The organism is Sulfitobacter sp. 1A13679 (assembly GCF_043557115.1).
GTDB classification, from domain to species: Bacteria; Pseudomonadota; Alphaproteobacteria; order Rhodobacterales; family Rhodobacteraceae; genus Sulfitobacter; species Sulfitobacter faviae.
This window is the reverse complement of the sequence record NZ_JBIFFO010000024.1, coordinates 29,684-44,231: the sequence shown is the minus strand read 5'-3', so window position 1 is coordinate 44,231 and position 14,548 is coordinate 29,684. Positions and strand designations below refer to the sequence as shown.

Sequence of the window (14,548 nt, the reverse complement as noted above, 5' to 3'; positions counted from 1 at the left end):
TTGGTTTGGGCCTCTTTGCCGGGCCCGTTTTGTTGGATCGTTTTGCCAGCTTAACGCCTGCGCCTGATACTGTCAGGTCACCCGCGCGCGGGTCTTGTATTTTTCGTTGTCCCAGAGGCGGTTCTCCATCACGTCGCGGATGATCTCGACCGCCTTGGAGACATCCTCGGCGTCCAGATAAAGTGGCGTGAAGCCAAAGCGCATGATGTCGGGCGCGCGGAAGTCGCCAATCACGCCGCGGTCGATCACCGCCTGCATCGCGGCGTAGCCTTCCTCGAAGCGGAAGGAGACTTGGCTGCCCCGCTCGGCGCTGTTGCGCGGGCTCGCCAGCGTCAGCTGCGGCACGTCGCGCTCAATCTCTTCGATGAACTGCTCCTGCAGCGCCACCGAGGCCTCGCGCAGCGCCTGCATATCCACATCGGCCCAAAGCTCCATCGCCACTTCCAGCGCGGTGAGCTGAATGACCGGCGGCGTGCCGACGCGCATCCGCTCGATCCCCTGCCCGGGCTGGTAGTTTTGCTCAAAGGCAAAGGGCTGGCGATGCCCAAGCCAGCCCGCCAGCGCCGGCTGCACCGCGTCTGCCAGATCGGGGCGGACGTAGATGAAGCCCGGCGCACCCGGCCCGCCGTTGAGGTACTTGTAGGTGCAGCCCACGGCGAATTCGCAGTTGGAGCCTGCAAGGTCCACCGGCAGCGCGCCCGCCGAATGCGCGAGATCCCAGATCATCACTGCGCCATTGGCATGGGCCAGTTCGGTGATCGCCTTCATGTCGTGTTTGCGCCCGGTGCGGTAGTCGACCTCCGTCAGCATCACGGCGGCGATATCCTCCCCGATGGCTTCCGTCACTTCCTCGGGCGCCACGGTGCGCAGTTCATAGCCCTGCTCCAACAGCCCCACCAGCCCCTCGGCCATATAGAGGTCCGACGGGAAGTTGCCGTTGTCCGACAGGATCACCTTGCGCCCGGGCCGCAGCTTCAGCGCCGAGGCCAGCGCCTGAAACACCTTGATCGAGAGCGTGTCGCCCATGACGACCGAACCCTCGGGCGCGCCGATGATCCCCGCCACCATATTGCCGACGCGGGCGGGCTGTTCCATCCAAGCGGCCTTGTTCCAGCCGCGGATCAGCATCTCGCCCCATTCGTCCGTGATCATCTCCTGCACCCGCGCCGCGGCGGCCTTCGGCAGCGGCCCCAGCGAGTTGCCGTCGAGGTAGATGACACCCTCCGGCAGGACAAACTGATCTTTTCTCAAAACAGACACTTACAGTGCTCCTCTCACATGCCAAAGCTCGGGGAAGAGCTCCACCTCGAGCATTTTGCGCAGATACGTCACACCCGAGGTGCCGCCCGTGCCGCGTTTGAATCCAATGATGCGTTCCACGGTGGTGACGTGGTTGAACCGCCAGCGGCGGAAGTAATCCTCAAGATCGACAAGTTTCTCGGCCAATTCGTAGAGCTCCCAATGGGTTGCCGGGTCTTCATAAACCTTTTTCCAGAGGTCCTGCACCTCTTGCTTAGCCTCCCATGCACGCGGCTCGGGCTGGCCCGCGAGCGAGGGCACCCCCATCCGGTCACAAAGCAGATCGACCGCCACCTGATAAAGGCTCGGCTGCTGAATCTCCGCCACAAGCGCCGCGTGCGGCTCGGGCGTATGTTCGTGCAGCTTGGTCAGCGCGGCGATGCGGTTGCCCAGAAGATATTCGATCAAGCGATACTGATAGGACTGGAAGCCCGAGGACGCGCCAAGGTAGGGGCGGAACTGCGTGTATTCGCTGGGCGTCATGGTGCGCAGCACGTCCCAGGCGGAATTGAGCTGTTCAAAGATCCTTGCCACGCGGGTCAACATCTTGAAACTAGGCCGCAAATCGCCGGCCTGCAGGGCCTCTCGACAGGCCGTCAACTCGTGGATCGCAAGCTTCATCCAAAGCTCGGACGTCTGGTGCTGGATGATGAACAGCAGCCCGTCATGCGCCATGTCGAGCGGGTTCTCGGTGGTCAGGATCTGGTCCAGCCCGAGGTAATCGCCATAGGACTTGTCCTTGGCGAAATCCATCTTGGCGCCCTTGGCAGCTTCGTCGAACGTGCTCATTTACCCTCTCTCAGTGCGAAACGCTGAATTTTGCCGGTGGCGGTCTTGGGCAGTTCCTTGATGAAGCGGACGTCGCGCGGGTATTTATAGGGCGCGATGGTCGCCTTAACGTGGTCCTGCAAGGTTTTGATAGTATTGGCATCTTCTGACGTGCCTTCGACCAGCACCACATGCGCCTGCACGATGGAACCGCGCGCCTCGTCCGGCGCTGCGACCACGCCGCATTCGCTGACCCAAGGGTGGCTCAACAGCGCCGCTTCGACCTCGGGCCCCGCGATATTGTAACCGGAACTGATGATCATGTCGTCGTTGCGGGCGGCGAAATGCAGGTAGCCGTCCTCGTCCATGATGAAACTGTCGCCGGTGATGTTCCAGCCGTCCTTCACATAATCGGCCTGCCGCTTGTCACCCAGATAGCGGCAGCCGATGGGACCGCGCACGGCAAGACGCCCAACCTCGCCGCGAGGCACCTCGTTCCCGTCCGCGTCGATGACCTTGGCCTCGAAACCGGTGACCGGTTTGCCGGTGCAAGCCGCACGGTGGTCGTCGAAGCGGTTGGAGATGAAGATATGGAGCATCTCCGTCGCCCCGATACCGTCGAGCATGGGCTTCCCGGTCTTCTCCTGCCATTCGTGGTAGACCGGCGCGGGCAGCGTCTCGCCCGCGGAGACGGCGGCGCGCAGGCTGCTGAGGTCCGCGCCCTCTTCCATCGCCTGCAGCATCGCGCGGTAGGCCGTGGGTGCGGTGAAGCAGACGGTGGCTTTGTATTTCTCGATGATCTCGATCATGTTTGGCGGGCTGGCGGTTTCCAGCAAGGTCGCCGCAGCGCCAAAGCGCAGCGGGAAGACCGCAAGGCCGCCGAGGCCGAAGGTAAAGGCCAGCGGCGGGGAGCCCACGAAGACATCCTCAGGCGTCACGTTCAGCACCTCGCGCGCATAGCCATCCGCGATAATCAGAAGATCACGGTGAAAATGCATCGTTGCCTTGGGGTTACCGGTGGTTCCTGATGTGAACCCGAGCAGCGCCACATCGTCCTGCGCGGCGTCCATCGCCTCAAAATGAACCGGCTTTTCAAGCGCCAGACGGTCCAACTCGGCGTCGTGATTGCTGGTACCGTCGAAGCCCGCGACGGTCTTGAGGAATTTCGAGGTCTTGGCGCAGGCCGTCATCTCGTCCATCAGCCGCGTGTCGCAAAGCGCATGGGTGATTTCGGCCTTGTCGACGATGGCCGAAAGCTCACCCGCGCGCAGCATCGGCATGGTGTTCACGACCACCGCCCCCGCCTTGGTCGCCGCCAGCCAACAGGCCACCATGGCGGGGTTGTTGGCCGAACGGATCAGAACCCGGTTGCCCGGCTTCACGCCCAAGTCCTCAACCAGCGCCGCGGCCAAACGGTTGGTCCAGTCCGACAACTCCTTGTAGGTCCGCCGCCGCCCGTTGCCGATCAACGCGGTGTGATCGCCGAACCCTTTTTCCACCATTTTATCAGTGAGTTCGACGCCGACGTTCAGACGTTCGGGATAGTCGAAACGCTCCAGCAACAGATCCGGCCATTGGTCGAAGGGCGGCAGGTTGTCGCGGGCGAAAGTGTCCTCATGTCCGGTCGGATGCAGCTTCATGACATGGCTCCCAGAGTCTGGCGGGCGATGACCACACGTTGCACGTCCGAGGCGCCCTCGTAAATGCGCAAGGCCCTGATTTCACGGTAAAGTCGCTCGACTGCCTCTCCATTGCGCACGCCGTCGCCGCCGTGTAGTTGCACGGCCTTGTCGATGACCTTCTGCGCCTGATCGGTGGCAAAGAGCTTGGCCATCGCCGCCTCGCGGGTGACGCGCGGCGCGCCGCTGTCTTTGGTCCAGGCGGCGCGGTAGACGAGCAGTGCGGCCGCATCTATGTCGAGCGCCATGTCCGCGATATGGCCCTGCACCATCTGCAACTCGCTCAGGGGTGCGCCCTGAACCTGGCGGGAGGTGACGCGCACGAGCGCCTCGTCCAGCGCGCGGCGGGCAAAGCCAAGGGCGGCGGCGGCCACGGTTGAGCGGAAGACGTCGAGGACCGACATGGCGATGGCGAAGCCGCGTCCCGCCTCGCCCAGAAGCGCCGAGCCGGGCAGTTTCACGCCGTCGAAATGCAGCGTCGCCAGCGGGTGCGGTGCCATGACCTCGAGCCGTTCCTCGACCTTGAGCCCTGGCGTGTCGGCGGGCACGATGAAGGCGGAAAGCCCCTTGGCGCCCGGCGCCTCCCCGGTGCGCGCAAAGACGGTGTAGACATCCGCGATGCCGCCGTTGGAAATCCACGTCTTGCGCCCGTCGAGCACATAGCCGTTGCCATCCGGCGTCGCGGTCATGGTGGAATTTGCCACGTCCGAGCCGGACTGCGGCTCGGTCAGGGCAAAGGCCGAGATCGCCTGCCCCGAGCGGGTCTTGGGCAGCCATTCGGCCTTCTGCTCATCGGTCCCGAAGAGCGAAATCGCGCCGGTGCCAAGTCCTTGCATCGCAAAAGAAAAGTCCGCCAGCCCATCGTGCCGCGCCAGCGTTTCGCGGATCAGACAAAGGGTGCGCACGTCGAGCACCTCGCTGCCCTCGGCCCCGCTGTGGCGCAGCCAGCCGTCCTGCCCCATCATCGTCACCAGATCGCGGCAAGCCCCGTCGGTGTCGCCGTGATCCACGTTCTTCAGTTCGCGCTTGGCCCATTCATCGAGCTTCAGCGCCAACTCCTTGTGGCGCGGCTCGAAAAACGGCCAGTCGAGAAAACTTTTGTCAGCCATGGTTACGCCTCCCCGCGTGTTATCTTTTGGCTTTCGTATTCGGCTCAATCCCCTTCGAAGACTGGGCGCTCCTTGGCGACGAAGGCGTTGTAGGCGCGCTCGAAATCACCCGTTTGCATGCAGATCGCCTGCGCCTGCGCCTCGGCCTCGATCGCCTGTTCGATCGACATGGCCCATTCTTGGGCCAGCATCGTCTTGGTCATCATATGCGCGAAATTTGGGCCGGCCTGGATTTTCTTGGCCAGTGTCATGGCTTCGCCTTCCAGCGTCTCGCCCGTCACCAGACGATTGTAGAAGCCCCAGCGTTCGCCCTCTTCCGCCGACATGGCGCGGCCTGTGTAGAGCAGTTCCGCGGCCCGCGTCTGGCCGATGATGCGCGGCAGGATCGCGCAAGCGCCCATGTCGCAGCCGGCAAGGCCCACGCGGGTGAAGAGGAAGGCCGTCTTGGCCTCCGCCGTCGCCAGCCGCAGGTCCGAGGCCATGGCGATGATCGCGCCCGCGCCGACACAGACACCGTCGACGGCTGCGATCACCGGCTTACCGCAATTCACGATGGCCTTGACCAAATCGCCGGTCATGCGGGTGAATTGCAGCAGCTCCTTCATATTCATCTTGGTCAAAGGGCCAATGATATCATGTACATCCCCGCCGGAGCTAAAGTTACCCCCGTTGGAGCCGAAGATCACCACGTCGACGTCATCGGCATAGACCAGATCGCGGAACCAGTCGCGCAGCTCGGCGTAGCTGTCGAAGGTCAGCGGGTTCTTGCGGTCGGGCCGGTCGAGCCGCACGGTGGCGATCCGGTCTTTGATCTCGCATTGAAAATGCGTCACATCACTGCGCATTGGCTTTTTCCTCTTCTTCCGTTTGGGCGGCGAAGGCTTGTAGGCGGGCCGCCATGGCGCGGGCTTCCTCGGAGGAGATTCCGCTCAGTTTTTCGTTGATCCAGTCTTCATGCGCCTGCGCTTGGCGGGCGAATTGCGCCGCCCCCTCAGGCGTCAGCCGCAGCATCATCGCCCGCCGGTCGCCCGGCACGGGGATGCGTTCCACCAGCCCCTCTTCGCTGAGGCGGTCGGCGATGCCGGTGACATTGCCGTTGGACACCCGCAGCACGCCGGAAAGCTGGCTCATCTTCAGCCCCTCGGGATGGCGCGAGAGGGCCGACATCACATCGAAACGCGGCAGCGTGGTGTTATGCTCGCGCCGCAGCCTGTCGCGCAACTCCTGCTCCAGCCCGCGCACCACTTTCAGCAGCCGCAGCCAGAGCCGGACGCGATCCTTGGCCGCGTCGCTCACACCTCGCCCCCCGATAGCGCCAGCGCGTGGCCGTTGACCGAGGCCGCGGCGTCCGACAGCAGGTAGAGCACGGCGCCGGCGACCTCGGAGGTCTCCACGAAGCGGTTCTGGGGGCTGGCGCGTTTCAGCAGGGCGCGGGCCTCCTCGGCGTTCTTGCCGGTGGTCTTGGTGATATTCTCGACCGAGCGTTCCAGAAGCGGCGTGTCAATGAAACCGGGGCAGATCGCGTTCACCGTGATGCCCGTGCGCGCCAGTTCCAGTGCCAGCGCCCGGGTGAGGCCGACGACACCGTGTTTGGCCGCGACATAGCCCGCGACATATGGGTAACCCTTGAGGCCCGCGGTGGAGGCCACGGCGATCAGCCGCCCCTGCCCGGCCTCCTTCATCTCCGCCAGTGCCGCCTGCCAGACGTTGAAGACGCCCGTGACATTGACCGCCATCATGTCGGTCATGTCCTGCGCGGTGATCTTGTGGAAAGGCGCGGAATGGGCAGCACCCGCATTGGCGACGACGCCGGTGATGGGGCCATTCTCAGCACGCGCGGCGGCGAAGGCGGCTTGCACGGCCTCCGGATCGGTCACGTCGCAGATCTGGAACGGCAACCCCTGCTCGCGCAGGGGCGCTTCGCGGCGGCCCATGATGGTCACCTTGGCGCCGGTGGCGGCCACCGCATGGGCGATCTCGGCCCCCACGCCGGTGCCGCCTCCGGTGATGACGATATGGCTCATACCTTCTCCATCTCCGCGGCGCGGTCCGCCAGACGCCATGCCTGATCGCGGCCCGGGCCGTAGGGCAGCGGCCAGTCAGCGTGGCGGTCGCCGATGGCGGCGGCGGCGTGCAGGGTCCAATAGGGATCGGCCAGATGCGGCCGGGCGAGGCAGACCAGATCGGCGCGGCCCGCCATGAGGATCGAGTTCACGTGGTCGGCCTCGTAGATATTGCCCACGGCCATTGTCTTGATCCCGCCGTCGTTGCGGATGCGGTCGCTGAAAGGCGTCTGGAACATGCGGCCATAGACCGGCTTGGCCTGTTTCGAGGTCTGGCCCGCCGAGACGTCGATGATGTCGGCCCCGGCTTCACTGAACATGCGCGCGATCTCGACCGCTTCCTCGGGCGTGACGCCGTCTTCCTCGACCCAGTCGTTGGCCGAGATACGCACCGCCATCGGCCTTTCCTCGGGCCAGGCGTCGCGCATGGCGCGGAAGACTTCGAGCGGATAGCGCATGCGGTTCTCGAGGCTGCCGCCGTATTTATCTTCGCGCTGGTTCGACAGGGGCGAGATGAACGACGAGATCAGGTAGCCGTGGGCCGCGTGCAGTTCGATCATGTCGAAATTGGCGCGCTCCGCCATGCGGGCAGCCTCAACAAATTCGTCGCGGATCTGGTCCATATCCGCGCGTGTCGCTTCCTTCGGCACGGCGTTGTTTTCCGACCACGGGATCGGCGAGGCCGAGATTATCTCCCAATTTCCCGCTTTCAGCGGCGCGTCCATTTCTTCCCAGCCGAGCTGGGTCGAGCCCTTGCGGCCCGAGTGGCCGATCTGGCAGCAGATCTTGGCGTCGGTCTCGGCATGGACGAAATCCGTAAGCCGCTTCCACGCCGCCTCGTGCTCGGGCGCGTAGAGGCCGGGGCACCCCGGCGTGATCCGACCCTCGGGGGAGACGCAGGTCATCTCGGTATAGACCAGCCCCGCGCCGCCCTTGGCGCGTTCGGCGTAATGGATGAGATGCCAGTCGGTGGGGCAGCCGTCGACGGCCTTGTACTGCGCCATGGGCGAGACGACGATGCGGTTGTTGAGCTTCATGTCGCGCAGGCGGAAGGGCGCGAACATCGGCGCACGGATCGGGCCATTGGTGTCGGCGCCCGCCTGTTCGAGGAACCATTTCTCGGCCCCCTCAAGCCACTTCGGATCCCGCTCGCGCAGGTTCTCGTGGCTGATCCGCTGGCTGCGGGTCAGCATGGAGTAGTTCAACTGCACCGGGTCGAGGTCGAGGTAGCGCTCTACGTCCTCGAACCATTCGACCGAGTTGCGCGCCGCCGATTGCAGGCGCAGCACTTCGAGGCGGCGGGCCTCTTCGTATTTTTCGAAAGCCGTGGGCAGATCGACGTCGTCGCTGACGTGTTTCGCCAGCGAGATCGCCGATTCCAGCGCCAGTTTCGTGCCCGAGCCGATCGAGAAATGCGCCGTGGCCGAGGCATCGCCCAGCAGCACGACGTTCTCGTGGCTCCACTTCTCGCAAAGCACGCGCGGGAACTTGATCCAAGCCGAGCCGCGGATGTGGCTGGCGTTGGTCATCAGCTTGTGCCCGTCAAGGTGGTCCTTGAAGATCTCCTCGCAGATCGCGATCGTCTCCTCCTGCGTCTTCTCGCCGAAACCGTAGGCGTCGAAAGTCTCCTGGCTGCATTCGACGATGAAAGTCGCCGTGTCCTTGTCGAACTGGTAGGCATGAACCCAGATCCAGCCCTTGTCGGTCTTCTCAAAGATGAAGGTGAAGGCATTATCGAACTTCTGATGCGTGCCGAGCCAGACGAAGGGGCAGCGGCGCACGTCGATGTCGGGCTTGAAAGTGTCCTCGAACTCCATCCGGGTCTTGGAGTTCAGACCGTCCGAGGCGACAACCAGATCGTAGTTGTCCATGTATTCCGAAGCGGCCTTCACCTCGGTCTCGAACTGCAGGTTCACGCCCAATTCGCGGGCACGCTCCTGCAGGATCAGCAGCAACCGCTTGCGCCCGATGCCGCAGAAGCCATGGCCGGAGCTGAGGATCGTGTTGCCCTTGTGGTGCAGCGCGATGTCGTCCCAATAGGCGAAGTGGCTGCGGATTTCCTTGGCCGAGACGGGATCATTGGCCTCGAGATTGTCCAACGTCTCGTCCGAGAGCACGACGCCCCAGCCGAAGGTGTCATCGGGGCGGTTGCGCTCAAGCACGGTGACATCGGCCTCGGGCTGGCGCAGCTTGAGAGAGATCGCGAAGTACAGCCCCGCAGGACCGCCGCCAAGACAGATTGCACGCATCGAAATTCCCCTCTGGTTCGCTTTGGAAGGGATCCTAGGGCGAGTCGCTTTTTCATTCAAGAATAAATATTTTAGGCTTGAAGCAAATTGGTGGTTCGTCTTTTTGCGTCCAGCGGACGCGTTGAACCCGCAGGCCATTGGGCCTATGCCGTTGAGACATTCCACGACGAGGGCAGCGCGATGACGGGTTTGAGCAATGCAGATTGGCTGGCGGTAGAGGTTCACGAGGCGCGTTTGCAGGTCTGGGCCATGCAGGGCGGATCAGCGCTTGAGAGCGCCACGAGCGAGAGCGAGACTGCCGAACCCGACGGCCTCGCGGCCTTCGACGCCGCGCTCGCTAAGCTGACCGCGCCGTGGCAGCTGCCTCGCCTGCCGGTTTTCGTCGCTGGCTTGCCCGCAGGCAGGACCGATGCCGCGCCGCGCATGGTGCCCTGCTCCGCCGCGGCTGAACGCACAACGGCTGTCGCCACCGACAACTTCGACCTTCAGGTCATCCCACCCCTGCGCCAGCAGACCCCCAGCGGTCTGCTGCAAGGGGCCGAAACGCGCATCGCGGGGTTTCTGAGCCTCAACAAAGACTGGGACGGGGTGATCTGCCTGCCCGGAGCCACGTCAGTCTGGGCGCAGATCAGCGCGGGCGAGGTGGTGAGTTTTCAGACCTTCCTGACCGGGGAATTGCTGGCCCTCTTAGGCGATGGCACCCCTGCCGAGGGCACGGCGCTGGACGACACGGCTTTTGACGACGCGCTCAGCGATGGGCTGTCGCGGCCCGAGCGTATGGCGGGGCGGCTTGCCTCCATCCGGGCCGAACTGGCCTTGCAAGACATCCCGCCACCCACCGCAGAGGCGCGGCTGGCGGGCACATTGATCGGGGCGGAACTGGCGGCGGCGCGGGCCTATTGGCTGGGGCAAACGCTGGCGGTGATCGGCACGGGCGGGGCTGTGCCGCTCTATCTGCGGGCGCTGTCGCAACAGGGTGCACTGGCGACCGAGGCTGATGGCAGCCGCATGGCGCTGGCGGGGATCTGCGCGGTACGGCGGGCGGTTAACGGGGGATAGCCCTGCCCGCCAACACCTTTCCCGTCAGTCTTTCTTTTGCCCGTCGGTCTTTTTCTGCATGTCCAGATTGACGAGATCTTCGAGCATATCGAGCAGGTCTTCCATTCGCTGCTTGCCGAAACGCGCCTCGAAGTCAGAGAACAGCGCCGCCGCATCGCCCGCGTGGTCTTGGATCACCTGACGGCCCTGATCGGTGATCGTGACGATGGATTTGCGCCCATCATCGGGATCGCTGGCACGGCTGAGCAGCCCCTCCTCCTCCATCGCGCGCAACATGCGGGTCAGGCTCGGCAGCAGCAGACAGGCCTGCTGCGCCAGTGCGGTCTGCTCCATCGGGCCGGATTCCTCGACCACGCGCAGCACGCGGAACTTCTGTTCCGAGATGCCGCTTTCGTTCAAGATCTCGCGGATCGGCCCCATCACCCTTTCCCGCGCGCGCAAAAGCGCAATCGGAAGGGAGCGGGCAGTGCGGCGCAGGGGGGGCATTGGGGCCATTCTTGACGGTTTCCTGATCGCTACTTACCAAGTCAAAGACCGCCCAAAAGGGCGTGACGACCACCATAGCCGCTGCGACAACATTCTTGAAGAGGTCAAGCTCAGCGGAACAACAGTGAGACAATACAACAACATGGGGCAGGAAATGCGGATGACAACCAGAATTCCACAGCAAGGGAGCGGCGCATGAATTGGGAGGATTTCCGGCATTGGGGCCGCCGCGCCGCCGATTGGGCTGCCGATTACCACGCGGGTCTGCGCAACCGCCCGGTGCGCGCGCAGGTGGCCCCCGGCGCGGTGCTTTCCGCCCTGCCCGATGCCCCGCCCGAAGGGGCCGAGGCGATGCAGGCGATCTTCGACGATTTCGAACAGACCCTCATGCCCGGCATGACCCATTGGCAGCACCCCCGCTTCTTTGCCTATTTCCCGGCCAATGCTGCGCCGGTCTCGGTGCTGGCGGAATATTTCGTCTCTGCCATCGCGGCGCAATGCATGCTGTGGCAGACCTCTCCGGCCGCGACGGAGTTGGAGACCCGCGTTTGCGATTGGATGCGTCAGGCGATCGGCCTGCCGGATGGCTTTACCGGGGTGATCCAAGACAGCGCCAGCTCCGCCACGCTTTGTGCCGTGCTGACAATGCGCGAACGCGCGCTTGATTGGCAGGGCAACCGCGCGGGGCTGTCGGGCCAGCCGCGCCTACGGGTCTATTGCTCGGACGAGGTGCATACCTCGGTCGACCGGGCCATTTGGATCGCGGGGCTGGGCGAAGAGAACCTTGTCCGCATTCCGACTCAAGGCGCGACCCGCGCGATGGACGCCGAAGCGCTGCGCGCCGCCATCGCCGCCGACCGTGCGGCGGGGCATCTACCTGCGGGCATCATCGCCTGCACCGGCGGCACCAGCGCGGGGGCCAGCGATGACATTGCCGCCGTAATGGATGTGGCCGAGGCCGAAGGGCTCTACACCCATGTCGACGCCGCTTGGGCCGGGTCGGCGATGATCTGTCCTGAATTCCGCAGCCTCTGGGCCGGGGTCGAACGGGCCGACTCGGTGGTGATGAACCCGCATAAATGGCTGGGGGCGCAGTTTGACTGCACGACCCACTTCCTGCGCAATCCCGATGATCTGGTGCGTACCTTGGCGATTCAGCCGGAGTACCTGAAGACCCATGGCGCGGATGGCGTGGTGAACTATTCCGAATGGTCCGTGCCGCTGGGCCGCCGTTTCCGCGCGCTCAAACTGTGGTTCCTGATCCGCGCCCATGGGCTGGAGGGGCTGCGCGAAATGATCCGCAACCATGTGACATGGGCGCAGGATTTGGCTGCACGGCTGGAGGCGACGGAGGGGTTCGAGATCGTGACCCAGCCGATGCTCTCGCTCTTCACCTTCCGCCATCTCGGTGCCGAAGATCTCGATGCCCATAACCAAGACCTGCTGAACCGGATCAACGACGATGGGCGCATTTACCTGACCCAGACCCGGATCGACGGAGCATTCGTGATCCGCTTTCAGGCAGGTGCTTTCACCGCCACGGCCGAAGATGTGGCCATGGCCTATGACGTGATCACCGAATTGGCCGGGACTTAGGGCGCGATCAGGGTGACGCCCGGCATGGCGCGGATGACCTCGACATCCGCGTCATAGATCGCCGTCATTCGCTCGACCAATTCCTCGGTCCAGCCGGGCATGTCGAGCTCTTCTTCGATCTCTTCCTCAAGCGCGTATTTGTCGAGGAACGCGGTGATCACGCGGCGCTTCTGCGCCTCGGACATATCGGGGTGGGTGTCGAGATAGCCGCGAAAGCGTTTCATCCCCTCCTCCGACATGATCGTCTGCAAAAGATCGAAACCGCCCTTGATCTTGGTCTCGGGCGCCAGCCCCGCCATCTCCCGAATGATCTGCGCCCAGATCAGCGGCGCGTCTTCATTGCACCACAGGGTGATGGGAATCCCCGGCGCCGCCTCGCGCAGCTGGCCAATCGTCTCGGACCAGCGCAGGTCCTCCGGCCCCCGCTCCCCCCAGAACGCGGCCGAGGTTTTATCCGCCGCTTTCTCATAAAGCACCGGCACGAGGGAGGCGGGATTGCGGATCGCCATAAAGATGCGAATCTCATCTTCGGGGAAAAGCTGCGCCATGCGCAGCATGCGCACGGCGGCGGCGGGATAAAGCACGCCTTCTTGCAGGGCCGTGGCAGGCGAGCGGAAGAAATTCGCATCCGATAGGATCACCCGGCTGGCTGTCCCATCATCGAGGATCGCATCCAGCAAAACGTCCCGCGCCATCTCCGACGGCTCCGCCTTATGCATCGCGTTGAGCGTGTCGCGGAACAGGTTGCGATAGGTGCTAGGCCCGGGCACTTTGACGCCCGTCTTGGCGAAATCGTTCTGATTGCGCAGCAGGCATTTCAGCAGCCGCTCGTCTTCCGTGAAATGGACACCTGTGTGCAAAACGAGCTGCATGATACTCTGCTTACCCTTGAAAATCTCGGCGTTGAATAGCCCGTCCCGGCGCGCGTGTAAAATCCGAAAGAATCTCGCATTTCCCCTCTTGCACCCCCCGGCTCCTTTCTCTAAATGAGCCCTCAGTGCCCCTATAGCTCAGCTGGTAGAGCAACTGATTTGTAATCAGTAGGTCCGCGGTTCGAGTCCGTGTGGGGGCACCACTTATATCTTTAAATCATACGCTGATCCGCTGCCGTTGCGTGCTAGTTTACGCCTGCCTACAGGCTCGGCCAAGCCGCCCGATGGCCCCGCGCCCCCGCCGCATTCGGCAGACGCGGGGCCGTGGCCCCTAACCCATTCGCTTGGAGCTGTAGCTGCCGGGCGATGCGGGAAAGACCACGGTTTTATTGCCGTTCAGAAACACCCGGTGGTGGGCATGGGCGTGAATCGCGCGCGCCAAGACGCTCGCCTCCACATCGCGACCGAGCGAGACATAATCCGAGGCGCTTTGCGCATGGGTGATGCGCACGATGTCCTGTTCGATGATCGGGCCCTCGTCCAGATCGGCGGTGACGTAATGCGACGTGGCACCGATCAATTTCACGCCCCTTTCATAGGCCTGCTTGTAAGGGTTCGCCCCCTTGAAGGACGGCAGGAAGGAATGGTGAATGTTGATGATCCGCCCTGACATCTTTTGGCACATGGCGTCCGACAAGATCTGCATGTAGCGCGCCAGCACGATCAGCTCGGCGCCGGTTTCCTCCACCACTTCCATGATCCGCGTTTCGGCCTGCGGTTTGTTCTCCTTCGTCACCTTGATGCAGTGAAATGGAATGTCGTGGTTCGCCACGACCTTTTGATAGTCCATATGGTTCGAGATCACGGCGACGATCTCAATCGGGAGCGCGCCGATGCGCACACGGTAGAGCAGATCGTTCAGGCAGTGCCCAAAGCGCGAGACCATGACCACGACCTTCATCGTGGTGTCTTGGTCGTGGAATTCATAGGTCATGCCAAAGGGTTCCGCGACCGCTGTGAACCCCTCGCGCAGGGTCTCGAGCGTGCCACCGGTTTCAGCCTCGGCGCTGATCCGCATGAAGAACTGGCCGTTTTCGGTGTCGTCGAACTGCGCGCTGTCGGTGATGTTGCAGCCGGTTTCGGCGATGTAATTGGCGATGGCGGCGACAATCCCGCGTCGCGAGGGGCAGGTCACGGTCAGGCAGAACTTGGTCATGGGCGGTCCTTAGGGGGGTTGGTCGGGGCGGCAGGGCTTGCGTCGCTTACTCTACCGTTTGCAGGCTCCGCGGGGGAAGGCAAGCGATAGCGCACGTATGACGGGGGTCGCCCATGCCTAGACCAACAGCCCTGCCTAGGTGCCGTTTTCCT

Annotated in this window: 13 protein-coding genes and 1 tRNA gene; 3 read left to right on the top strand and 11 right to left on the bottom strand. The window is 63.6% G+C overall.

All coding sequences use genetic code 11. The annotated features are described in order from the left end of the window. Nucleotides 1-72: 72 nt before the first annotated feature. Genes kynU through ACGYLA_RS16615 form a run of 8 tightly spaced genes read right to left on the bottom strand, consistent with a single transcriptional unit; the run spans nt 73 to nt 9,167 of the window. Nucleotides 73-1,260: a kynureninase gene (kynU, locus tag ACGYLA_RS16650; RefSeq protein WP_394433911.1), complete on the bottom strand. Its 1,188-nt coding sequence runs from the start codon at nt 1,258-1,260 to the stop codon at nt 73-75. Continuing rightward, nucleotides 1,261-2,088, bottom strand: coding sequence for a tryptophan 2,3-dioxygenase (locus ACGYLA_RS16645; RefSeq protein WP_394433909.1), 828 nt, complete (start codon nt 2,086-2,088; stop codon nt 1,261-1,263). Further along, nucleotides 2,085-3,707: an AMP-binding protein gene (locus ACGYLA_RS16640; protein WP_394433907.1), complete on the bottom strand. Its 1,623-nt coding sequence runs from the start codon at nt 3,705-3,707 to the stop codon at nt 2,085-2,087. The genes ACGYLA_RS16645 and ACGYLA_RS16640 overlap by 4 nt, the downstream gene beginning before the upstream one ends. Beyond that, nucleotides 3,704-4,855 (bottom strand): acyl-CoA dehydrogenase family protein, encoded by a 1,152-nt coding sequence (locus ACGYLA_RS16635; protein WP_394433905.1) that lies wholly within the window; start codon nt 4,853-4,855, stop codon nt 3,704-3,706. The genes ACGYLA_RS16640 and ACGYLA_RS16635 overlap by 4 nt, the downstream gene beginning before the upstream one ends. Nucleotides 4,856-4,899: 44 nt before the next feature. Then, the gene (locus ACGYLA_RS16630) at nt 4,900-5,700 is read right to left on the bottom strand and encodes an enoyl-CoA hydratase family protein (protein ID WP_394433903.1); all 801 of its coding nucleotides are present in this window, start codon (nt 5,698-5,700) and stop codon (nt 4,900-4,902) included. Beyond that, the gene (locus tag ACGYLA_RS16625; protein ID WP_394433901.1) at nt 5,690-6,151 is read right to left on the bottom strand and encodes a MarR family winged helix-turn-helix transcriptional regulator; all 462 of its coding nucleotides are present in this window, start codon (nt 6,149-6,151) and stop codon (nt 5,690-5,692) included. The genes ACGYLA_RS16630 and ACGYLA_RS16625 overlap by 11 nt, the downstream gene beginning before the upstream one ends. Next, nucleotides 6,148-6,879 carry an SDR family NAD(P)-dependent oxidoreductase gene (locus ACGYLA_RS16620; protein WP_394433899.1) on the bottom strand — a complete coding sequence of 244 codons (732 nt, stop codon included), beginning with the start codon at nt 6,877-6,879 and terminating at the stop codon, nt 6,148-6,150. The genes ACGYLA_RS16625 and ACGYLA_RS16620 overlap by 4 nt, the downstream gene beginning before the upstream one ends. After that, on the bottom strand, nt 6,876-9,167 hold the full coding sequence (locus ACGYLA_RS16615) for a bifunctional salicylyl-CoA 5-hydroxylase/oxidoreductase (protein ID WP_394433897.1): 2,292 nt from the start codon (nt 9,165-9,167) through the stop codon (nt 6,876-6,878). Before ACGYLA_RS16615 ends, ACGYLA_RS16620 begins: the two co-directional genes overlap by 4 nt. A 90-nt stretch (nt 9,168-9,257) precedes the next feature. Between ACGYLA_RS16615 and ACGYLA_RS16610 the strand changes: the two genes are divergently transcribed. After that, nucleotides 9,258-10,226 (top strand): 2-dehydro-3-deoxygalactonokinase, encoded by a 969-nt coding sequence (locus tag ACGYLA_RS16610; RefSeq protein WP_394433895.1) that lies wholly within the window; start codon nt 9,258-9,260, stop codon nt 10,224-10,226. A 24-nt stretch (nt 10,227-10,250) separates the two neighbouring features. Here the strand turns inward: ACGYLA_RS16610 and hpaR are convergent, their stop codons facing one another. Then, nucleotides 10,251-10,721: a homoprotocatechuate degradation operon regulator HpaR gene (hpaR, locus tag ACGYLA_RS16605; RefSeq protein ID WP_331710992.1), complete on the bottom strand. Its 471-nt coding sequence runs from the start codon at nt 10,719-10,721 to the stop codon at nt 10,251-10,253. A 186-nt stretch (nt 10,722-10,907) separates the two neighbouring features. Here hpaR and ACGYLA_RS16600 point away from each other — a divergent pair, with 186 nt between their 5' ends. Further along, nucleotides 10,908-12,308: a pyridoxal phosphate-dependent decarboxylase family protein gene (locus tag ACGYLA_RS16600; RefSeq protein WP_394433892.1), complete on the top strand. Its 1,401-nt coding sequence runs from the start codon at nt 10,908-10,910 to the stop codon at nt 12,306-12,308. On the opposite strand, the gene ACGYLA_RS16595 is transcribed toward ACGYLA_RS16600, so the two are convergent. Next, nucleotides 12,305-13,180 carry a hypothetical protein gene (locus tag ACGYLA_RS16595; protein WP_394433890.1) on the bottom strand — a complete coding sequence of 292 codons (876 nt, stop codon included), beginning with the start codon at nt 13,178-13,180 and terminating at the stop codon, nt 12,305-12,307. The genes ACGYLA_RS16600 and ACGYLA_RS16595 overlap by 4 nt on opposite strands. A gap of 127 nt (nt 13,181-13,307) precedes the next feature. Here ACGYLA_RS16595 and ACGYLA_RS16590 point away from each other — a divergent pair. Next, nucleotides 13,308-13,383, top strand: a tRNA-Thr gene (locus tag ACGYLA_RS16590). Between the two features lie 128 nt (nt 13,384-13,511). On the opposite strand, the gene purU is transcribed toward ACGYLA_RS16590, so the two are convergent. Then, a complete protein-coding gene (purU, locus tag ACGYLA_RS16585) occupies nt 13,512-14,396 on the bottom strand; it encodes a formyltetrahydrofolate deformylase (RefSeq protein WP_394433888.1) in 885 nt (294 codons plus the stop codon). Nucleotides 14,397-14,548 lie beyond the last annotated feature (152 nt).

Bases quoted from the DNA above. Each gene is read 5' to 3' on its own strand.
- ACGYLA_RS16645 (WP_394433909.1), bottom strand. From the start codon at position 2,088: ATGAGCACGTTCGACGAAGCTGCCAAGGGCGCCAAGATGGATTTCGCC.
- ACGYLA_RS16640 (WP_394433907.1), bottom strand. From the start codon at position 3,707: ATGAAGCTGCATCCGACCGGACATGAGGACACTTTCGCCCGCGACAAC.
- ACGYLA_RS16635 (WP_394433905.1), bottom strand. From the start codon at position 4,855: ATGGCTGACAAAAGTTTTCTCGACTGGCCGTTTTTCGAGCCGCGCCAC.
- ACGYLA_RS16630 (WP_394433903.1), bottom strand. From the start codon at position 5,700: ATGCGCAGTGATGTGACGCATTTTCAATGCGAGATCAAAGACCGGATC.
- ACGYLA_RS16620 (WP_394433899.1), bottom strand. From the start codon at position 6,879: ATGAGCCATATCGTCATCACCGGAGGCGGCACCGGCGTGGGGGCCGAG.
- ACGYLA_RS16615 (WP_394433897.1), bottom strand. From the start codon at position 9,167: ATGCGTGCAATCTGTCTTGGCGGCGGTCCTGCGGGGCTGTACTTCGCG.
- hpaR (WP_331710992.1), bottom strand. From the start codon at position 10,721: ATGGCCCCAATGCCCCCCCTGCGCCGCACTGCCCGCTCCCTTCCGATT.
- ACGYLA_RS16600 (WP_394433892.1), top strand. From the start codon at position 10,908: ATGAATTGGGAGGATTTCCGGCATTGGGGCCGCCGCGCCGCCGATTGG.
- ACGYLA_RS16595 (WP_394433890.1), bottom strand. From the start codon at position 13,180: ATGCAGCTCGTTTTGCACACAGGTGTCCATTTCACGGAAGACGAGCGG.
- purU (WP_394433888.1), bottom strand. From the start codon at position 14,396: ATGACCAAGTTCTGCCTGACCGTGACCTGCCCCTCGCGACGCGGGATT.